Consider the following 20,836-nt stretch of genomic DNA (forward strand, 5'->3'; position numbering starts at 1 on the left):
CTTGAAACATGAAATTTAAACATATATTATCAGTTATAGGAATTTCTAGTGCTTTAATGCTAGGATCTTCCTGTGGAAAATACCTTAATCTATCTCCTCAAGGTAGTACTTATGATGAGGTGTTTTGGATAGATGGCGCAAATGTAGAAAAGGCAACTTTAGGTGCATACGCTTTGTTACGCGATGCAGTTCGTAATGAACGTTCTTATTTTATTTTTGGTGATATTGCATCTGGATTATTCAAGCCAGGAGCAGATTACTGGAACTATGCATCGATCGTTAAAGCAGGAGGTTTCAAATTTAGCTATGCGCCATATTTGGAAGGAAGTTTATGGGACTGGACACGTTTTTACAAAATAATCAATCAATGTAATTTAATTATTGAACACACAGCAGAAATGGATGTGAGTTTATTTGAAAACGGTGAGGATGATAAAAACCAATACATTGCAAATGCAAAATTTCTACGTGCATATACTTACTTCTATATGCAGCGTGTCTGGGGTGATGTATTATTGGTAAAAGAAACGTTCAAAGATCCACAAAACATACCAGATATGGCGAGAAGTCCTCAATCGGAAACATTAGCCTTCTGTAAAGAAGATTTAGTTTATGCCGCTACAAATCTGGGTCAAGGTACTACCAAAAGCTTTGCATCTAAGGGGGCTGCCAATGCGCTTTTAGCACAGGTTTACGCCTGGGAACATGATTATGTCAATACAGAGAAATATATCGCAGAATCATTAAAGGGAGGTTATACATTGGAAGACGTGAAAGATTATAAAAAAATCTGGCAGGGAGATTCTAAAGAATCCATTTTCGAAATCAATATGCTGTATAATGAAACTGGTGGAGAGTGGAATAACGATTTCTTCAATGTATTTCTCACAAGTGCTGATGTTCCCGGTAAAGGAACTGCATCCATTTGGGAAATTGATCCTGAGTTTTTAGTAGAAGCTGAAGGCATGAACGATGGATCTGCTCGCGCAAATACAATAACAGCACCACTTCCTGATAATGCTGCTAGAAGAGTGATTACAAAGTATAATAATCTGGAGCATTATAATCCCAATGATGAAGACCTGTACGCTGTAAATAATAATTTAGTATTGATAAGATTGGCAGATATAATCTTACTCCGCGCTGAAGCTTATTATAAAAATGGAAAACAAAATTTGGCTTTAGGCGATCTGAATACAGTAAGAAACAGAGCCGGCTTACCTAACATTTCATTATCCGGAGATAATTTGTATAAAGAGATTTTTCTAGAAAGAAGAAGAGAATTAATTGGAGAAGGAACAATCCAGTTCGATTTAATTCGAATGAAGCTATTCTCACAACTTGACGATTATTCGGCTTATTATACAGAAGAGCGATTAGCTAGCCAAGGTTATTATTGGCCTCTGAATATGCGTAATTTATTGCCTCAAAACGAGAAATTAACGCAGAATCCATATTGGGCAAATCATTAATACATGTTAATTATGAAAAAGACAATTTTAAATATATTTATCCTGGTAGGAATTATAGTAGCAATAAGTTCTTGTAAAAAAGATGGTTATTTTGTGGGTGGCGAACTACATAATCCTAAAATCGATATGACTACTTACGACTGGATGAAGAGTAATAAATACGGGGTATTTGATACGGTTCTGATGCTAATTGATAAAGCAGGGGTTAAGGACAAAATCAATGCGTCTGGTATTACTTTTTTTGCACCCACCGATTATGATGTAGATAACTATGTTCAGGCGAGAACTGCGGCTGTACAAAAAGTGGACCCTAAGAAAAAGTGGACAGTAGATTCAATTATAAAATATGAATTGAACAAATTTAAGGATTCAATAGACATCTATATCACTAAAGAAATTCTGACGAATGATGTTTTGACAGCAAATGGAAAGAAATATAAAAACGTTAAAGGGGGAGAGTTTTTTGTGTCTTATGAAGAGACCAGAGATCCTGCTTTAGGCTATAATCCCAATTCTACTGTAATTCCAAGAGTTGTTATGTTTACGTATTTGTTCCAACCAGTCGCAACAGATGTTGATATAACAAAAATTGTTCCTCCTGTAGGTACTAGATCATTGGTGCAGACTTCAAATGCGCAGACAACAACGGGAGTAGTACATGTTTTAAATAACGCCCATATTTTATTTTATTATAGATAATCAAAATGAAAAAGAGTTTAATATATACGCTCGCTATCGGAATAGTAGCAGTGACGGCATGTAAAAAATTGCCGGAGGGAAATCTAAGTGATATCGTGAGGTACGAAGTATTACCTATGGAGATCAAAAGAGGAAGAGCTGAAGTTTCGACAGCCATTAATCCTGCAGGCTCTTCTAAGCCAACAGAGTATAAATTGCTTAACATTTATGAAAAGGAATCCGGTAAAGATGTAACCAGTGTTTTTGAAAAGACATATCCATTAAAAATTTGGAAGGCTTTACACGACCCTAAAGTAGATAAATCATTCGAGCTTATTTATGCAAAAATGAAAGATACACTTGTGGCTCCTCTAAGTATTAATAAATTTTCGGGAGCAATTGAAACAAATAAACATACAATCAATCTTCCAAAAGGAAATTATGTTTTTGATTTAGAAATTAAAAACAGCAATGGTACACGTATTTATCCAAAAATTGGTGAATTTAAAGTAATTGATGCGCCATTTTTTGAAATTCCAGCTGTTAGATCTACAACTGCAATGAAAGTGGGAGCAGAAACAACAACAAAAGCGATTCCTAGTAATGCTAGTCATATTAAGGTTACGCAATTGGATACAATTGGAAATACAATAACAGTCAGATTTTTGGATAAAAATGGAGGTGCTTTTAACCCAAAGGCAGGTGAAATTGAAAAAAGACCAAATTCTGGAACTGCAGGAGGCTTCTTGCAGACTATGGATGATTATGCTATGTCAAGTACACTTTTTGATGATCGCATAGAGTTCAAATATGGAGTTATGCCATTCCCTTTGTATTCTTTAGGTAATGGGTTTAATTACTATTACAGAATTCCAGCAAAATATGTGAAATATGACGATAGCTTAGGACTGCCTTATAATACATATTCTTGTAATCCGAGATTCTCATTTAGAGCTTTTTATAAAGGGAATTATACAATAGATGTGATTGTACCTCAGGTAACAAGAGTGACACCATAACTTATTCTTGAATAAAAGATAAGACGCTTAACTAGTTTTAGTTAAGCGTCTTTTTTATACCCCAATTATTTCCTGCCTCCAAACAAATGAAATCACTATCTTTATATAGATCACATTTGTAACCCTATTATGATGAATGCTAAACAATTAATCAGTTTTACGATAACCATTTGTATGATGCTTACGATTGGTAACGCACAGACAAACTTAAACTATTGCAACGATCAGATACGAACCGGAGCAGAACAGACAGAAAAATACCTACCCTATTTAAAAGATAAACGAGTTGCCATATTAGGCAATCCATCAACAGTAATAAAAGAGCGCCATCTTGTCGATAGCCTTTTGCTTAGAGGAGTCAATATTGTCAAGATCTTTGGCCCAGAGCACGGCTTTAGAGGAAATGCAAGTAATGGAACCGAAGTATCGGACGAACGAGATCCAGCGACACAGATCCCTATAATTTCCCTGTACGGAAATAAGAAAAAACCAACAGCAAAAGATTTAGCAGACGTCGATGTCTTTATTTTTGATGTGCAGGACATGGGCGTCCGTTTTTATACCAATATCAATACCTTACGGGATATAATGGAAGCATGTGCCGAAAATGGTAAAGAGTTACTTATCCTTGATAGACCAAATCCCAATGCATACCTCATTGATGGGCCTATACTCGATATGAAACATAAGTCAGGAATTGGCCAATTTCCAGTACCCATTGCCCACGGTATGACCACCGCCGAATTTGCACAGATGATCAATGGTGAGAAGTGGATGGCAACAGGCCGTAAATGCAAGTTGAAAATCATTCCGATAGAAGGGTACAACCATAGTATGCTATATAGATTACCCGTAAATCCATCACCAAATCTCAATACCGAACAGAGTATAATTTTATACCCCAGCACCTGTCTCTTTGAAGGAACCAAACTGAATCATGGTCGAGGAACAGATTTTCCATTTACCATCGTTGGCAGTCCAATATATAAAGACATCTTCACATTTTCCTTCACACCCGTCAGTAAAAAAGGAATGAGTGAAACACCATTATTTATGAATGAAGTCTGTTATGGATTAGATTTAAGAAATTATGACCTACAAAGTCTCGTTGATAGTAAAGAGATCAATCTTTCATGGATAAAAGAAATGTACAATAAATCCCCAGAAAAAGATAAATTTTTTGACCAGAGCTATTCCAAGCAAATCGGTAGTATAGAAAAGCTGGCTGGGGTGGACGAGTTTCGAAAGCAGATAGAGAACAATGTGAGCGATCAGGAAATCAGAGCAAGTTGGAAAGCAGGTTTAGAGAGCTATAAAAAGATGCGTCAGAAATATGTACTTTATAAAGATTGATGTAATACAGGAGAAAATCACCTATTCTACAGTTGGTACATCATTTTCATTAAAACCAATTAAAACACGCCATTAATCGACAGACGTTTGAAGTTGGCTTGGGAATCATTCGGGACAAGTAGGAGACAAGTTCGGCAATGGTATGCCTCCAGTTCGACATTTGTTTGCCTCCTTGCCGAACCCCTCCCGAACAATAGGCGAAGGAGAGTCGAACCATTCCCGAAGGTGTTCCCTATGAATGTCAAGCCACTACCGAGTCAATCCCGAGTAAAATATGGACTTTCACGGACTTCTACGGACTTGCATGGACTTTTACGCACTTAAATTTGCTTAATGTAGAGATATGAGCTAGTTGAATCATAAAGCTAAAAATTGTATTTATCCAATAAATAAACTATTTTTAATAAAACCAGTGTAGCATAAATCATGTTCGATTTCGAAAAACCTAAGAATCCATATCGAAAAAAAGGAAAAGATTATAATTTGTCAGAGAACAGCAAATTAGCAGGAGCAGATTTCGCATACTCCAATACATTAGCCAGCAGGATTTATAAGCAGATGAAAATCATACAAGATGATTCCGCTAAGTACGAATCCTTCTTACGTCTCAAAAAGAAACTTTACATGGTCATTCGAAATGACCGTCAACATGATCTAGGACAATTGAAATTAGGATATGGGAACATAAATCCGCTAAAGAACTTCCGTTTTTCACCAAAGACCAGTTGGCAAACTTTCTTTATGAATGATCCCACAGCAAATTTTGATGCGGAGAAAGAAGAATTATGTCTAAGTACCCCACCGATTTTAGCCCGTGAACTTGATCCACTTCCTGAAAGAGTAAGAAAAGTTATTCTGAAGATGCATATCATTAAAGTGACCATAGATGATGAAAATACAGTTGATATAAGTTCAAGTAAAGAGTTAATGATCGTTAAGGGTGATGACGTGAAATCACGATCGGTCATTTTTTCCATTAAAGATACACCCGATGTGCTAGTATTATGTGTGGCCACAGTAAGGATGTGGCTGTTATCCACAGATCGTAAAGTCGAATTTATGACCCGAAACACGAAATATATGACTGCGGAAATATTTGATGCGATATTGATTCGTGATGGCCAGATCTGCCAGTTTGAAGAAGAAACTAATAAAGAAAGCCATCCTCAGGTATTTCCCGATGATGAAGAAGTAAATTGGGTATAATAAACACTATAATTTTTAATAAGCTCATAGGAGACTAATTTCTGTTTATTCAGAATAGACCTATATGCTTAGAAATTCGTAACTGTAAAATGTTTAATATAGGTATACTTTAGCAAAATTTCTGATTTGAAAAATCAGCGAATATTTTGTAAGATTGTAATGATTAAATAACCATATTATTCAGCAATACGCTCCATGACTTCAATCAGTAATTCGGAATTAATAACGATGATCCGTACGGATGAGAGAGAAGGCTTTGCTCAATTATATGAACAATTCTGGGAAACACTGCTCAAGTACGTCATTAGAATATTACCCGATGAGGACGAAGCGTGCGATGTGGTTCAGGAAACTTTTTTGACCCTCTGGGAATTAAGAACTAAAATTCCCAAACTTAAATCCATAAAAGCCTATCTTTTAGTTATCGCCCGTAATCTCGCATTTAAACAGCTACGTGCAAAATTAGCGAACACAGATATGATTGATTTCTATACAGCGCAATATGCAGATGCATATCACAGCATCGATCAGCACTTGGAAAGTAAAGAACTCGGAGTAGCTCTGGAAGCCGAGATTCAGCAGTTGCCTCTAAAAATGCGCGAAGTATTCTTATTGAGCAGACAGCAGCATCTGTCTTATAAAGAAATATCCGAACGGTTGAATATATCTGATAAAACAGTGAAAAAGCAAATCCACAATGCCTTAAAACTGTTAAGAATGAAAGTCGATGAAGAGTATATTCCATATCTGATCCTCTTCTTAATATTTGATATCTGCCGTTGATTTTTTGATGTAAACTATTTTATACCTACTGACCCGAGTGACCCATAAATGTTTAGTAAAATATTTTTTTAATTGATAATCAGTTGTTTGTGATTATTTCATAAAATGATATACTACTCTGCATCCCTTAATGCCTCTTATCTATAATAACCAGTTATACTTGATGATACATGGACCTGCAAGACTTTAAAGACTTATTGAACCGCTACGCTGCGGACAAATGCTCTCCTGAAGAACAGCGGGAAGTAGAAAGGCTCATGCTAAAATATCCGCTTTCAAAAAATTGGAAATGGAAAAGTGAGCTGCATAAAAACCTGATAAAAGATAAAATGCGGAAACAGATATTTAATCAGGTAGACCGCGATCTTGGAAAACATAGAAAAAGAAAAGCTTACTGGATGACTGCTGTAGCATCGTTGCTGTTGCTGATCGGAATAAGTACCTTTTTCTATCTTCAATTACATAAAACGATTAATGGTGAGCAAGTGATTGCAGAAGCAATAAATGAAATATATAATGACGTTACCCTAACTGATGCAACAGGCCGCGTTACAGTATTAAAGAATAAAGAACAAACACTTGATCTACGGAAGTTAATTACGCAGGATAGCAAGTGGAATTCTTTGGCATCATTAAATACGTTGCATGTTCCAAGTTTGCATCAGTTTGCTCTGGTGCTGATGGATGGTACTAAAGTGCGGTTAAATGCTGGTAGCAGTTTATCGTTTCCGACACAGTTTACAGCGGTAGACCGCACCGTGACACTGGAAGGCGAGGCTTATTTTGAAGTCATGCCAAACCATAGTAAACCCTTCATGGTAAATGCTAAGGAAAGTCAGATCAAGGTAACTGGCACCAAGTTTAATGTAGTAGCATACCCTACAGATTCACGCATTATTACATCACTGATAGAAGGTGGAGTAGCTTTTCACATGAACAAGAAACAGTATCCGCTTAAACCGGGGTATGAAATAATCGCTGATGGAAACAAAAACTCGGTAGAAATGAAAAGCTTTGACCAAGATCAGGTAATGGCTTGGATAGATGGGTATTTTGTCTTTAACAATATGGATCTGGTATCGGTTATGAAACATGTGGCCAGGTGGTATAATATCTCGGTAATTGCTCCTGCTGTCGCTCCGACCAAGCGCATAGGAGGCACTTTTCCAAATACAGCATCTTTGGATGACCTGCTCAAAGATCTTGAATTATTGAGTGGTGTAAAGTTTATTAGAAAGGGAAAGGAGGTGCAAGTGGTCTACTAATACCCGATCATGGCGCCAAAAAACAAACCAGAAGTGCGACCAACACTTCTGGCTAAAAATGCACATAAATGTGCATAGGCGTAACACTATTAAGTCTCTAAATCTTAAACCATTAAACCTATACAAATGTATAAAAATAATCGCGCATATCCTTCGTGGTGCGGTAATGAACTATTTAAGTTCCTGTTTATGTTAAAGTTGATAATATTAACTTCTATTCTTTCGATGTCACAGGTCAGTGCCCGTGTGCTGGCACAGCATGTATCGATCAATGTGAAGAATAAAACCCTGAAAGAGATCTTCAGTCAGGTTAGTAAAAATTCTGGCTATCATTTTTTATATCTGGAGGAAGACATCAGGCATAAGAAGCCTGTATCCTTAGATCTCAAAAATGTGTCTGTTGATAAACTTTTGGAGAAGACGCTCTCAGGACAATCTCTCGCTTATATCATTAGAGGAAACCGCATCATCATTGAGAAAGTGGAACCACTAAATGTTAAAGAAAAAGAGATCCTGATCCAAAAAAGGGAAATATCTGGAGTGGTCACCAACGAAAAAGGAGAACCTATTTCTGGAGCATCCGTAACTGTGAAAGGCGAGCAAACCGGAGGAGTAACTGATGGTGCTGGTTTTTATAAATTTCAAGTCACAGCAGATGCGATATTAGTCTTTTCTTTTGTCGGATATCAAGCAAAGGAGCTAACTGTAGGTAACAGTACGGTGCTGAATGTGACGCTAGATCCACAGGTCAATACAATCGACGAAATTGTTGTAACAGCATTGGGTATTAAAAAAGAAAAGAAAGCTTTGGGATATGCAGTGCAGGAGGTAAAGGGAGCTGATCTGGTTAAAGCGCGTGAGCCAAATGGTATTGCCGCACTTACCGGTAAAGTAGCAGGACTAACCATCACACCATCCAGCAACCTTTTTGGTGATCCAGGAATCTATCTTCGTGGGCGTAGCGGTGTATTGATCGTGATCGACGGAGTACCGGTAAGTTCAGACTCTTGGAATTTAAGTCCCGATGATATTGCTTCATATTCTGTACTGAAAGGCGCAAGTGCAGCCGCATTGTACGGACAGCGTGGTATCAATGGTGCCTTGGTGATCACTACTAAGAAAGGAGGTAGCACAGGAAAGGGATTTTCTGTCGAATTTAATTCTAGTAATCAGTTGCAGACCGGTTTTAATGCAATACCGAAGGCCCAGACGACATATGGACCGGGAGATAACTTTGAATATGCTTTTAAAGACGGTCGGGGAGGTGGAATCAATGATAATGATTACAATATCTGGGGACCTAAATTTGAAGGACAGCTTATAACACAATACAACAGTCCGGTTGATGAAAAGACCGGTGAACTTATTCCTATCCCATGGTTAGCAAGAGGAAAAGACAATTTGACCAACTTTTTAAGAAATGGATTTTTAACGACCAATAATCTGGCAATAGCAACAAGTAGTGAATTAGGAGAGATCAGAATGTCTATTTCTCAGAATTACCAACGTGGACAAGTCCCAAATACAAGATTAGGAAGTACAAACTTTAATATGTCGGGAGGACTAAATGCAGGTAAAAAACTGCGCTTTGATGCTAATATTAATTATAATAAGCAATACACACCTAATTATCCAGATCTGGGCTATGGTCCGATGAACTTCATCTATCTCATGCAGGTTTGGGGCGGAGCAGATTATGATGTCAACGATCTAAAAAATTATTGGCAACCGGGAAAAGAAGGAATACAACAATATAACCGTGAATATACCATCTATAATAATCCTTGGTTTGTCGTGAATGAAAATCTGAGAAGTTATCACAAAGAAGATATCTATGGACACGCGCAAATGAATTATAAAATCAATGACGCGTTAACATTCAATATGCGTACGAGCGTAAGCAGCTGGAATCGTTTGCGGACAGTCAGATATCCAATATCAGGAGATTTTTATGAACCGTACAGAAGAGTAGGTGGATATTCGGAAACGTTTGATAAATTCTGGGAAAATAACACAGAGGCTTCTTTGAGCTATCAAAATAAATTTGGCGATTTTGGCTTTAAAGGTTCGGCATTTGCAAATTTACGTACAGTAGGTGTAAATAGTTTGACAGGAAGTACACGTGGAGGATTGATTGTTCCCGGAGTCTATGATCTGTCAAACTCCGTTGAACAGTATCTTCCTCAAAATGATCGGTCTATGCGTCAGGTCGGTAGTGTTTACGGTTTTACAGATTTTGATTATAAAAACTTTATTTTCTTAAACTTAACCGGCAGATTCGACCGCTCGTCAACAATGCCAAAAGCAAAGAACACATATTTTTATCCTTCAGCTTCATTAAGTGCAGTTATATCTGAAATGGTTGAGTTACCTAAAGTTTTTTCATTATTGAAACTAAGAGGGGCTTATGCGAATGTTGCCAGTGATCTAGTTTCAGAAAGCGATCCCTACAATATTTATAAATTATTTCCTACCTACAGTGCTTACGGTACAAGATGGGATAACATGGTGGGCGTAGGTTATGGCGGTGTCTTATATAATAACCAGATTTTACCTTCAAGGGTAAAAACGGCGGAATTTGGCTTAGAAACGAGATTATTTAAAGGACGTCTTGGACTAGATGTAGCATATTTTAGAAATATAGAAGGACCAAGTATAGTAGATGTTGCTGTATCAAACAGTTCGGGAGTAACGGGCATTCAAAAAAACGCATATACCTATCTACGCAAGGGGTTTGAAATTACATTAGAAGGTACACCTATCCAGACAACAGATTTTTCATGGAATGTCGTAGCCAATTGGTCAACTAATCATAGATGGCTAAGGGAGATTGACGGCGTATTACAACGTAATGGACTGACCAAGTTAGGAGATCGGGTTGATGGTTATTTTATTACGGATTTTCAACGCGACAAAGATGGTCAGATGATTGTCGGAACCGATGGGCTTCCAGCATACAATCCATTTAGTTCTAAAATTGGGTATAGTGACAATAATTTTGTATTGAGCTTGAACAATAGTTTCAAGTATAAAGATTTCGGACTTAGTTTCCAGTTTGATGGACGTTTTGGCGGTTTAATTAGTAACTACGTTGATAGCTACCAATGGAACTCAGGTACAGCTGTTGAATCAGCAAATAATTACAGGGATTTGGACTGGAAAAATAGAGATAATGATGCCTGGAAAGGTTCTATTATGAGCGAAGGTTTAAAAGTCGTAAGCGGACAGTTAAATACAGATCAAGATGGAAATGTCATATCAGATACACGACAGTTTGCGCCAAATGACGTTCCAGTACTCTGGCAGACTTGGGCACGTAACTATTACAGATCGGGAGATATGTTGGCACGTCGCCGAACATTTGTTAAACTGAGAGAAGTAGTATTGAGCTATAATGTCCCAAAAACATTATTGGACGGATCTAAATTCTTTAAAACCGCGAGCGTGTCATTGGTAGGACGTAACCTCTTGTACTTTACAGGTAAAGGAACGAAAAATATGGATCTAGATCAATTCATTGGCGATGCAAGCTTTCAGACACCATCAGTAAAGAGCTTTGGATTGAATATTAATGCAAGCTTTTAGATCAAGGAATCAAAGTTCCTATAAATAATAAGATAATTGCTAACGATCATTTATGGGAACTTTTATCAGCATTTTTGAAAATATGAAATGAAAATATAATAAGATCTTTCAAATAATGAGCAGTAAATCTATGCTAGATAGGTTTATTGTTAAGGGAAAATAAATGGAGTGAAATGAGCTTATCTTATATAAATGAAAACATATTCTTATAAAACAGTACGCTGATGAAATCATTTAAGCATACTGCTTAGAAATAGCAATTATGCCTCTAATAGCTTGATAACAGTTAAAAAAATAAATATATTTCAATGAAAAATATTAAAATAACATTACTCTTGATTCTTGTAGCTGCAATCTCTTCTTGTAAAAAGATAGATTCTTTACAGCAGGACTCAGCAGCTATATATAATGCCAAACCGCAACTGATCTTGACAGGCTTACTGTTGAACAGTTCAGATAGCCCCTGGTCTACAGATCAAAGACACAATCAATATATGGTACTCAATTTTGAACTATACGGAGCCCAATCATACAATTGGACCACCGGTTCTTTTGCTGAGTATGATCAATTGCGAAATGTGGTAAGAATGGAGATAGAGGCAGACAAAGCTGGAGCTGTAGGCGCTCCTTACATAGCACTGGCCAAATTTTTTAGAGCTTATTTCTTTACAAGACTAACGGAAAGATTTGGAGATGTCCCAATGAGTGAAGCCTTGCAGGGAACAAGCAACGGAAACTTTGTACCAAAGTACGATAATCAAAAGCAGGTGTATCAGCAAATCTTACAATTGTTGGAGGAGGCAAATACCTTATTGGCACCTTTGGTTACGGAAGGTAAGAAAGTAGAGGGAGACTTTTATTATGGCGGGAATTTGGCAAAATGGCAAAAACTAATCAATTCCTTTAAACTGAGAGTTTTGATGTCGCTAAGTAAAAGAGCCGATGATACTCCTGATCTGAATATTAAGCAACAGTTTGCCGCTATCGTCAATAACCCAGTTAAATACCCGATAGTACTTGATAATGCAGATAACTTCCAGCTCGTATACAATGGTAATAACCGAAATAATAATTATCCTTTATGGCCAGCTGATGGTGTGGTAATCAAGTATGATAATAGAAATACGCTTGCGGCTACTTATGTGAATATTGCGAAGAATACGCAAGATCCTAGACTAATGGTGGTAGCTTGGCCAACAGATTCTGCTAAAAATAGTGGCGATGCGAACTATGTCAAGAAATTTACATCGTACAGAGGTGGTAATACGGGTGATCTGCAATCGACTCTGCAGAAACAAACTGTTGATGGAAAACTGTCAATGATCAATTTTGATTATTGGATGGCTTCTCCTTCAGGTGTACCGTGCGTTCAATTAGGAGCATACGAAACACATCTGACAATTGCAGAAGCTATCAATCGAGGTTGGTTGACTGGTGATGCTGCCGAACATTATGGTCTGGGAATTAAAAGTTCAATGCAGTTTTATGGAGTAAAGATTGAAGATATTGAAAAATTTATGCTCATTAATCCATACAAGGGAAACAGCACAGAAGGGTTAAAGCAGATTTTAAATCAAAAGTATATGGCATTTTTTCAAAATTCTGGGCTGGAAGCTTACTACCAATTTAGAAGAACAGGTATTCCTGTTTTTAATATTGGGCCTTCAAATGCAAATAACAATGCCATACCAACCCGATGGGCATATCCTACATCTGAATATACGGTGAACGAGAAAAACATTAAAGACGCTATCGCAAGTCAATTTGGCGGTGCCGATACGCAAAATGGTATCATGTGGAAAACTAAGTAATTAAAATATATACAAATAATGAAAAGAATATCAATACAGGTGTTGTTGCTCTTAATATGCACATTCACTGCAGTGGCACAGTTTAAAAAAGTAAAACATATTGTTGTTATTGGATGCGATGGTCTAGGTGCTTATGCCATACCAAATGCAGAAATGCCAAATGTGAAACAATTAATGGCAACTGGTGCTTGGAGTTTAAAAGCTAGAACGGTGCTGCCTTCATCCAGTGCCGTCAATTGGGCGTCTATGTTAATGGGAAGTTCGCCTACTATGCATGGATATACGGAGTGGGGAAGTCAGGAGCCAGAAATCCCATCTATAGTTAAGCATAAGAAGTATAATAAATTTCCTTCTATCTTCAGTGTGATCCGCGATCAAAAACCCAAAGCTGTTACTGCAGCTGTGTATAGCTGGCCCGGCATTGGATATCTGATCGAAAAAGACGCGATAACACATGTTTTACCAGCAGACGATAATGAAGATGTTTGTACAGAGAAAGCTGTTAATGTGATTCTGCAGGACAAACCTTTATTTACATTTGTGCATTTTAGTGAGCCAGATTATACAGGGCACGGCAAAGGACACAGAACGGAGGCATATTACGATATGCTGAAAAAAGTTGATGCACGCATTGGGAAAATAATTGATGCGGTTAAAAAAGCAGGTATTGCCGATGAAACCATTATCATGGTAACAGCAGATCATGGTGGTATAGATAAAGGTCATGGCGGAAAATCTTTGGATGAAGTACAGGTACCTTGGATTATGAGCGGACCGGGTATTAAAAAGAATACCGAACTGAAAAGCACGATTATAACTTATGATACTGCTGCAACTTTGGCTACGATCCTTGGACTTGAGCAACCTCAGTCCTGGAGAGGAAAGGCAGTAAATGAAGCTTTTGCTAAATAATGATCTTTTAGAAGATATCTCCATTACTAGGCTAAATTAATAGTAACAGGAAGCCCTCTGATCTGCTCAGGGGGCTTTTGTATTTAAGAATCAATTTGATTAAAGAATAATACTTTGTAAATTAGAGCATATAAATCTAAACATGCTATTTAAAAAATCAACCTTCCTCCTGTTATTATTTTCTTGTGCAATCGGAAGTGGCGAAGTTCATGCCCAAACGAAAGAACGACCGAATATTATCCTATTTATTGTAGATGATATGGGATGGGAAGATACTTCGGTTCCTTTTTGGAAAGAAAAAACGGCGTTGAACAATTTTTATCAGACACCGAATATGGAACGTCTGGCCAGTCAAGGCATGAAATTTACACAGGCTTATGCCAGTAGTGTCTGTTCTCCAAGCCGGGTAAGTTTAATGAGTGGCATGAATGCCGCACGGCATCGGGTAACCAATTGGACATTAAACAGAAATGCTTCGGTAGATGCTAAAGATGATAAACTGGATTTTCCTTTGTGGAACGTAAATGGTATGCAGCCCGTGGATACTATAGAGCGATCTGTATTTGTCAATTCCTTGCCTCAACTATTAAAGGAGAATGGATATTTAACCGTTCATGCAGGAAAGGCTCACTTTGGAGCTGTGGGAACATTAGGAGCTGATCCTATAAATCTGGGGTTTGATGTGAATATTGCCGGTCATGCAGCGGGTGGTCCTGGTAGCTTTCTGGGAACAGAAAATTTTGGAAATAATAAAGATGGAACGCCAAAAAGTCCTTGGGGAGTACCGGGTTTGGAAGAATATTACGGTCAGGATATATTCTTGACAGAAGCATTGACGCAGAAGACACTAAAAGTTTTGAATGACTCATTGTCAAATCAAAAACCCTTCTTTTTGTATATGTCACATTATGCAGTGCACGTACCTTTTAATGCGGATAAGCGATTCTATCAAAAATATATCGATAAAGGAGCCACTCATGTTGAAGCACAATATGCTTCAATGGTAGAAGGTATGGATAAGAGCCTAGGTGATATGATGAGTTTTTTAGACCGTAAACATTTGACTGAGAATACAATTATCCTCTTTATCTCTGATAATGGTGGTTATGCCATACAGGATCGTGGTAGAACAGGCAAAAAACACAGATGGAATGAACCTTTAAAAAGTGGCAAAGGATCGGCCTATGAAGGTGGGATAAGAGTACCCATGCTGGTTAAGTGGCCAGCTGTTGTTAAAGAAAATTCGGTAACGGAATATCCCGTTATAATAGAGGATATATTTCCGACTGTATTGAGCATGGCAGGTGTTAAAAAAACAAAAGCTGTGCAACACATAGACGGAAAAAATTTTGTTTCGGTATTGAAGACAAATAAGCAGACAAACCGTAAATCGGCCATGTATTGGCACTATCCAAATAGCTGGGGCGAGACTGGTCCAGGAATAGGTGCGACAAGTACAGTGAGGGACGGTGACTGGAAATTGATCTATTGGCATAAAACACAGAAAAAAGAACTGTTTAATATCAAGAACGATATCGGAGAAGAGCAAGATCTTGCGATGAATAATCCTAAAATCGTAAAAAAGCTATCCGATAAATTGGGTGCTTATCTTCGAAATGTAGATGCACAGATGCCAATTGTTAAAAATACTAAAGCTACTGTTCCTTATCCAGACGTAGTTTCTGATCGGTAGTACTTCGTAATAAATTTTGGTAAATAATATATCAAAATAACAAAACCCTCTAGCATATATTAGAGGGCTTTTACTTTTTTTAGCTACCTAATTTATTCCTGAGTTTAATTTATGCTCCAAACATTTTTCTATTCCTCCCACAGCATATATCGTCTGCAGAGCAATGGGAAGATTAGTGAGAAATTGAGCAATGGGAATTATACTATCCGCACTTTGTATGAAAGAATCTTTTAATGAGCTAATGGAATAACTTTCTATTAATTCATCCATGATTTCGTACCATTCTCTATGAGTTTTGAAACGAAACATTCGAGCTAAGAAATCAGGAGGATAGATCCCTAAGTTATTATTGCAAGAACAAGCTATCTCGTGTTTATGATTTAAGAATAAATCTTTTTTCTTGCATTTTTGTAGGTCTGATTGGATGAAAATCAACCACGCGAGGTCAATTGCATAGCCGATATTCACATAGATGTAACCATAGTTAAAGCCTTCGCATCGCATTATGCTACTGACAGAAATATTAACAAGGTGGTTGAAATTTTTACTCCAGTCCGTACTGCTTTTTGCAAAATTCTCTAAAGAATTTGAATAATTCTTAAAGGTATATTTAGGTAAATACCTAAACTCTTTCCATTTTAGTTTTTTTCTTTTCATGATTGTAGTATTGGATTATTATGCTGTTGGGGTAGCATTAAATAGGCTGTCTGAAAGGCTATATCAAGGGGTGTGTGTTGTGTTCATTTGCTACATTTTAGTTTGTGTTATTTCTTGAAATATCTTTTTGGTGAGATATGGAGATGAAATGTAACATTGTATTCAGACGCCTTATTATTTATCGATTTTATAACATATTTTTTTGTTAACTGCTCTGTTTTTTAAGTTTATGGCGACTGTAAGGTTTGCTGAATACAGGTCATGTTCTCTTCTAAAGTGGTTACCGTGTCAAGATGATCTGCTGCTTCCATATATAGTCCTGTTATTTTCTGTGTAGCGTCTTCTTTTAAATTTGCGCCTTTATTTTTTGTTTCCAGTTCTGCTGAATTCATTTCCGACATTTTTTCTTCATCTCGTATATCATGAGGACCGCCTAATGATTCATTTGTTTCATTATTGGATTCCGCTTCTTCATGTTGTTTTCTAGATTGAATATGAACATAGGGAGGTAGAGGAATAGAGATACCCCCATGCTCATAGATGTAATAAAGTGCGTACGCCAGACGAATGAGAAATTCGCGAATAACGACAATTTTATCACCGAAATGTTCATTGCCGATAGATCTCTTTAAAGTTAGCTGTTCCATCAGGTCATCCATGGTTTTATACCATTTTTGTAAGGGCTGATAAGAGAAAAACTTACGAATCAAATCGTAGGGGCTTCTTTTATTATTACAAGTGAGTTCAAGTCCATACGAATAGTTGAAGTAATCGTTTCTTGTGTCAAATAATGTTAAGGGATCCTTATGTTTGGGTAGTCCACATTGTTTAAAAATAACATAAGCTATTTCCATCTGCTTAATCATTTGATGGCAATTGTAGCCATTTTCGGGATAACCACCGGTCGACATCGCTGGATAAGCTCCAGTTATTACAAAGAGATTGATATCATTTTGCCAGTTAATGATATCAGTTTGCTGTTGGAAAAAATCACGGATGTAGACCATGGGATTTTTGATATTCTTTTTACTTAAATAGCGAAATTGTTTCGCTTTTAGTTTCTTTTGCGTATTTTTCATAATGGAAATTTTGGTTTAAAATGGTTTTAATTATCTTCATAAAACTAATTTAGGAATTATTTTAAGTCAAAACAAATTATTTTAAGATTAAATTTGCATATATGAGTGATTATTTGAAGAGAATTAAGCTTGTTGCTGACCGGGAAGGAATGAGTGTTTCTGCTTTAGAAGCTACTATTGGAGCCAGTAAAGGCGTTTTTACAAGAGCCTTGACCAACGGTACAGATATTCAATCGAAGTGGCTAATCAGCTTGTTAGAAAATTATCCCGATTATTCAGCAGAATGGTTACTAAGAGGTGAAGGATCGATTTTATGTGCTAAATCAATCGTTAAAGAATTTAATGAGACCTACTTAACTGCCGAACAAGAAGGCATTAATAATGCTGTGATTAATGCCTTACATCAAGTAATAGCATCTCAAAATGCAACAATTAAATCCCAGGAAAAGATAATTTCCTTCATGGAGCGACAATTATCAGTTTACGAACAGGAAAATACATCGTCAAAAAAGGAGTAACCCATACGGTGTGATATTTAAGTAGGAATAAAGTAATATTGAAATGGCGTAAAATAATACGCAGAAATAGCGAGTTAAGAGGTAATAATGATGAGAGCGCTGTATTGCATCATAAAGTATAGGTTAAAAAAGAGAAATCATGTCGGGAGTTAAGGAACGTGTACTATTAATTGCGGAAAGTAAGGGGATCAGCAAAGCTATTTTTTTTGAAGGCTTGGGATTTTCTTATGCTAACTTTAAAGGCGTTCAAAAATTTTCAGCACTTAGTTCGGATGCAATGATAGCTATCTTAACTAAATATAATGATATATGTCCAACCTGGTTACTGATGGGTACAGGCGAAATGTATAGGAACAGTAACGGTGATGAAAGGGGGCCCCTTGAGCATTCCAAGCAGCGCCCAGATGATAATGCAATTAAGATGGACGAGGCAATGAATAAAGTCATCAATGCTTTGGAACAGACGATAAGAACACAAGAGAAGACAATTCTTGCCCTTGAAAAGCAAATTGGTTTCTTGGAAAAGGAATAGTATCGGGTATCATTGCACCTGCTTCTATAGATTAGGCCGATCTTGCCTCAAGAAAATTTGTATAGAACAATATTTCGTTATTATAATTTAAAAAATAACGGATTCTAGTGATTTTATTGCCGTGGTTTTCGTTTATTTTTGTCTAATGGAGGTAAACTATCGAATAGAAGAATTATCATTCCTAAGATCTTTTAGTAATTAATAATACCATATTTATGTTAGGAAGACTATATCATTTGTTTGCTGTGTTACTTTGTTTTACAACACTTGATGCTGTTGCTCAATCAGCCGGTGATCGTCCTGTTTACACTTCAGAATGGGGGCATCTCTATCGAACCGAAAATAACAAAACGGATCTGCTGGGGATATTTCCGACAGAAGCTCCTGTATATATTCTGGACTCTACAAAAACACAATATAAAGTGCAGGTAAGTAACGGCGATATTGGGTTTATAATGAAGCAACCTCTCCAACGGGCAATGTTTGGCAAGCGATCAGCAGGTGAACCTGCGCAATATTTTTATCGGGGTACACAAGGAAGTCAATGTCCTCATTTTTTTGTTCAGGTATCGGAATTACGGGTGCGTAAAGCTCCAGACGTTTCAAGTACTGCAGTAAGAAGAGCAAGACTCAATGAGCTGATCTGTATCGATTACTTTCCGCTTTACACGGACGGTTGGGTATATGTGGGTGATCACTTTCATGAAAGACCGGAATTTATTCAGGCAAAATTTTTAGGTGCGGAATTGACCTACGATAAAGTGCTAAAAGACTACCTCAAAGTAAAAGGTAAGGATCAAAAACAGGAAATTTTATGGGTAGGAAGACTCCGGGAAATTGCCTGGACCGATGATAAAAAATTAAAACAGGCATTGACATTTTGGAAAGAGTCATTTGAAAATGCTGGATTACAGGACCCGAAAGTTGATATTGATTTTGAATTGTATTTGGCAGATCGGTTTCAAGTTCGTCCGGCATTCGATGTGGTGGAGCAGCAGCTGACATCTTTACGGATGCATTTCGATTGGAAGGGATTGCTTCTTTATGATGGGAAGATAACAGAAAGTCAGATGAAGCAACTTCAAATGCAAAAAGTATCGGTTATTCCGGATATGCCCGAATGCGGTTGGGAACCTGTATATTATTATCGATCTGATAGTAATATCGTGGCATTTGAAGAAAATGTAAAGGGGAAAGTTTTTGGCTCTGTATATCAGGCTACCCTTAGCAATGAGCTTGCCTTGTGGATGGGAGAGGAGCGCATCGATATGAATTATGATGAAAAGGAATTTGTGAAACATTTTGGACATCTGGTTTCGACCGACTGGATCGGGGCCCCGCATGTTTATCGAATTCCCGATGGTGACGCAGGTCTATTTATGATCACTTTTGAAAATGGAAAAGCTGTCCGTTATGAATGTATGTTTTATTGTTAGAAAAGTCAATTAAGGATAAAATAAAAAAGGACCTGCAGCTTTTGTAAGTCCTTTTTATTTTAAATCAGTTCCATAGCGAAGAGATTGGCGATATGCCCTTTTAGCTTATCTTTTACCTCGTTAATATTGGGTTTATAGCCCAGTTCTCGCTCCATAGAGGTAACATCTTTGTCGTCAATACCACAGGGTACAATATTTCCAAAATAGCTTAGATCGGCATTTACATTGAATGCAAATCCATGCATGGTTACCCATCGGCTTGCTCGGACACCCATCGCGCAGATTTTCCGTGCCTTTTCGTTGTCCCCATCGATCCAGACACCCGTAAAACTTGGGTATCTTCCTGCCTGAATTCCATAATCATTTAGGGTTAGGATAATCGCCTCTTCTAACGTGCGTAGATAAAGATGAATATCGGTAAAGAAATTATCTAAATCCAGAATTGGGTATCCAACGATCTGACCAGGACCATGGTAGGTAATATCACCGCCACGGTTGATCTTATAGTAGGTTGCTTCTTTCTCTTCGAGCGCCTTTTCATCCAATAAAAGATGTTCAGGTTTCCCAGATTTCCCTAAGGTATACACATGAGGGTGCTCGTTGAAAATTAAAAAGTTTTCCGTTGGAAGTTCTGTACTGTTAACACGGTTTTCATGTTTTACAGCTAAGGTTTTATTAAAAATCTCTTCTTGTCTATCCCAGGCTTCTTGATAGTCAACCAAGCCCCAATCGATAAAGGTTACTTTTTTATTTTGCATAGTGATGTGGCTATATGCGTTTTAGCCCAGTTTGAAATGATTAAAGCACGCTTGATTTTACATCGGGTATACCCTGTCT

The 20,836-nt window shown here is 37.3% G+C and carries 17 protein-coding genes; 14 read left to right on the top strand and 3 right to left on the bottom strand.

Features of this window, described 5'->3' with window-relative positions; translation table 11 throughout:
- Nucleotides 1–8 precede the first annotated feature (8 nt).
- From EDF66_RS04365 to EDF66_RS04415, 11 genes are all read left to right on the top strand, one after another.
- Entirely contained in the window at nucleotides 9–1,472 is a 1,464-nt protein-coding gene (locus EDF66_RS04365; protein ID WP_132840891.1) for a RagB/SusD family nutrient uptake outer membrane protein, read from the top strand.
- A gap of 12 nt (nucleotides 1,473–1,484) precedes the next feature.
- Nucleotides 1,485–2,171 carry a hypothetical protein gene (locus tag EDF66_RS04370; protein ID WP_132840893.1) on the top strand — a complete coding sequence of 229 codons (687 nt, stop codon included), beginning with the start codon at nucleotides 1,485–1,487 and terminating at the stop codon, nucleotides 2,169–2,171.
- A gap of 5 nt (nucleotides 2,172–2,176) precedes the next feature.
- Complete coding sequence (locus EDF66_RS04375; protein WP_132840895.1) at nucleotides 2,177–3,169, top strand: DUF5007 domain-containing protein; 993 nt, start codon at nucleotides 2,177–2,179, stop codon at nucleotides 3,167–3,169.
- A gap of 174 nt (nucleotides 3,170–3,343) precedes the next feature.
- The gene (locus tag EDF66_RS04380) at nucleotides 3,344–4,522 is read left to right on the top strand and encodes an exo-beta-N-acetylmuramidase NamZ domain-containing protein (RefSeq protein WP_409049526.1); all 1,179 of its coding nucleotides are present in this window, start codon (nucleotides 3,344–3,346) and stop codon (nucleotides 4,520–4,522) included.
- A gap of 426 nt (nucleotides 4,523–4,948) precedes the next feature.
- Nucleotides 4,949–5,728 carry a hypothetical protein gene (locus EDF66_RS04385; RefSeq protein ID WP_132840896.1) on the top strand — a complete coding sequence of 260 codons (780 nt, stop codon included), beginning with the start codon at nucleotides 4,949–4,951 and terminating at the stop codon, nucleotides 5,726–5,728.
- A 195-nt stretch (nucleotides 5,729–5,923) separates the two neighbouring features.
- Nucleotides 5,924–6,511: an RNA polymerase sigma factor gene (locus tag EDF66_RS04390; protein WP_132840898.1), complete on the top strand. Its 588-nt coding sequence runs from the start codon at nucleotides 5,924–5,926 to the stop codon at nucleotides 6,509–6,511.
- A gap of 170 nt (nucleotides 6,512–6,681) precedes the next feature.
- Nucleotides 6,682–7,776 carry a FecR family protein gene (locus tag EDF66_RS04395; protein ID WP_132840899.1) on the top strand — a complete coding sequence of 365 codons (1,095 nt, stop codon included), beginning with the start codon at nucleotides 6,682–6,684 and terminating at the stop codon, nucleotides 7,774–7,776.
- Between the two features lie 189 nt (nucleotides 7,777–7,965).
- Entirely contained in the window at nucleotides 7,966–11,361 is a 3,396-nt protein-coding gene (locus tag EDF66_RS04400; protein WP_243655987.1) for a SusC/RagA family TonB-linked outer membrane protein, read from the top strand.
- A 308-nt stretch (nucleotides 11,362–11,669) separates the two neighbouring features.
- The gene (locus EDF66_RS04405) at nucleotides 11,670–13,172 is read left to right on the top strand and encodes a SusD/RagB family nutrient-binding outer membrane lipoprotein (RefSeq protein WP_132840901.1); all 1,503 of its coding nucleotides are present in this window, start codon (nucleotides 11,670–11,672) and stop codon (nucleotides 13,170–13,172) included.
- 18 nt (nucleotides 13,173–13,190) lie between these two features.
- Nucleotides 13,191–14,084, top strand: a complete 894-nt coding sequence (locus tag EDF66_RS04410) for an alkaline phosphatase (protein ID WP_132840902.1) — start codon at nucleotides 13,191–13,193, stop codon at nucleotides 14,082–14,084.
- 142 nt (nucleotides 14,085–14,226) lie between these two features.
- Complete coding sequence (locus EDF66_RS04415) at nucleotides 14,227–15,777, top strand: sulfatase (protein WP_132840904.1); 1,551 nt, start codon at nucleotides 14,227–14,229, stop codon at nucleotides 15,775–15,777.
- An 87-nt stretch (nucleotides 15,778–15,864) separates the two neighbouring features.
- On the opposite strand, the gene EDF66_RS04420 is transcribed toward EDF66_RS04415, so the two are convergent.
- Nucleotides 15,865–16,434, bottom strand: a complete 570-nt coding sequence (locus EDF66_RS04420) for a hypothetical protein (protein WP_132840906.1) — start codon at nucleotides 16,432–16,434, stop codon at nucleotides 15,865–15,867.
- Nucleotides 16,435–16,661: 227 nt separating this feature from the next.
- On the bottom strand, nucleotides 16,662–17,513 hold the full coding sequence (locus tag EDF66_RS04425) for a hypothetical protein (RefSeq protein ID WP_132840907.1): 852 nt from the start codon (nucleotides 17,511–17,513) through the stop codon (nucleotides 16,662–16,664).
- A gap of 101 nt (nucleotides 17,514–17,614) precedes the next feature.
- Between EDF66_RS04425 and EDF66_RS04430 the strand changes: the two genes are divergently transcribed.
- The 3 genes from EDF66_RS04430 (at nucleotide 17,615) to EDF66_RS04440 (ending at nucleotide 19,999) form a co-directional block, all read left to right on the top strand.
- A complete protein-coding gene (locus EDF66_RS04430; protein WP_132840909.1) occupies nucleotides 17,615–18,031 on the top strand; it encodes a hypothetical protein in 417 nt (138 codons plus the stop codon).
- A 139-nt stretch (nucleotides 18,032–18,170) separates the two neighbouring features.
- Entirely contained in the window at nucleotides 18,171–18,563 is a 393-nt protein-coding gene (locus EDF66_RS04435) for a hypothetical protein (RefSeq protein WP_132840911.1), read from the top strand.
- 215 nt (nucleotides 18,564–18,778) lie between these two features.
- Nucleotides 18,779–19,999, top strand: coding sequence for a hypothetical protein (locus EDF66_RS04440; protein WP_132840913.1), 1,221 nt, complete (start codon nucleotides 18,779–18,781; stop codon nucleotides 19,997–19,999).
- 59 nt (nucleotides 20,000–20,058) lie between these two features.
- Here EDF66_RS04440 and lipB read toward each other — a convergent pair whose 3' ends face one another.
- Nucleotides 20,059–20,757, bottom strand: coding sequence for a lipoyl(octanoyl) transferase LipB (gene lipB / locus EDF66_RS04445; protein ID WP_132840914.1), 699 nt, complete (start codon nucleotides 20,755–20,757; stop codon nucleotides 20,059–20,061).
- Between the last annotated feature and the right edge of the window lie 79 nt (nucleotides 20,758–20,836).

The organism is Sphingobacterium sp. JUb20 (genome assembly GCF_004342035.1).
Lineage (GTDB): Bacteria > Bacteroidota > Bacteroidia > Sphingobacteriales > Sphingobacteriaceae > Sphingobacterium > Sphingobacterium anhuiense.

Coding starts and splice junctions, on each gene's coding strand:
- EDF66_RS04440 (WP_132840913.1), top strand. CDS start 18,779: ATGTTAGGAAGACTATATCATTTGTTTGCTGTGTTACTTTGTTTTACA.
- EDF66_RS04370 (WP_132840893.1), top strand. CDS start 1,485: ATGAAAAAGACAATTTTAAATATATTTATCCTGGTAGGAATTATAGTA.
- EDF66_RS04415 (WP_132840904.1), top strand. CDS start 14,227: ATGCTATTTAAAAAATCAACCTTCCTCCTGTTATTATTTTCTTGTGCA.
- lipB (WP_132840914.1), bottom strand. CDS start 20,757: ATGCAAAATAAAAAAGTAACCTTTATCGATTGGGGCTTGGTTGACTAT.
- EDF66_RS04365 (WP_132840891.1), top strand. CDS start 9: ATGAAATTTAAACATATATTATCAGTTATAGGAATTTCTAGTGCTTTA.
- EDF66_RS04385 (WP_132840896.1), top strand. CDS start 4,949: ATGTTCGATTTCGAAAAACCTAAGAATCCATATCGAAAAAAAGGAAAA.
- EDF66_RS04425 (WP_132840907.1), bottom strand. CDS start 17,513: ATGAAAAATACGCAAAAGAAACTAAAAGCGAAACAATTTCGCTATTTA.
- EDF66_RS04405 (WP_132840901.1), top strand. CDS start 11,670: ATGAAAAATATTAAAATAACATTACTCTTGATTCTTGTAGCTGCAATC.
- EDF66_RS04380 (WP_409049526.1), top strand. CDS start 3,344: ATGATGCTTACGATTGGTAACGCACAGACAAACTTAAACTATTGCAAC.
- EDF66_RS04435 (WP_132840911.1), top strand. CDS start 18,171: ATGTCGGGAGTTAAGGAACGTGTACTATTAATTGCGGAAAGTAAGGGG.
- EDF66_RS04395 (WP_132840899.1), top strand. CDS start 6,682: ATGGACCTGCAAGACTTTAAAGACTTATTGAACCGCTACGCTGCGGAC.
- EDF66_RS04410 (WP_132840902.1), top strand. CDS start 13,191: ATGAAAAGAATATCAATACAGGTGTTGTTGCTCTTAATATGCACATTC.
- EDF66_RS04420 (WP_132840906.1), bottom strand. CDS start 16,434: ATGAAAAGAAAAAAACTAAAATGGAAAGAGTTTAGGTATTTACCTAAA.
- EDF66_RS04375 (WP_132840895.1), top strand. CDS start 2,177: ATGAAAAAGAGTTTAATATATACGCTCGCTATCGGAATAGTAGCAGTG.
- EDF66_RS04390 (WP_132840898.1), top strand. CDS start 5,924: ATGACTTCAATCAGTAATTCGGAATTAATAACGATGATCCGTACGGAT.
- EDF66_RS04430 (WP_132840909.1), top strand. CDS start 17,615: ATGAGTGATTATTTGAAGAGAATTAAGCTTGTTGCTGACCGGGAAGGA.
- EDF66_RS04400 (WP_243655987.1), top strand. CDS start 7,966: ATGTTAAAGTTGATAATATTAACTTCTATTCTTTCGATGTCACAGGTC.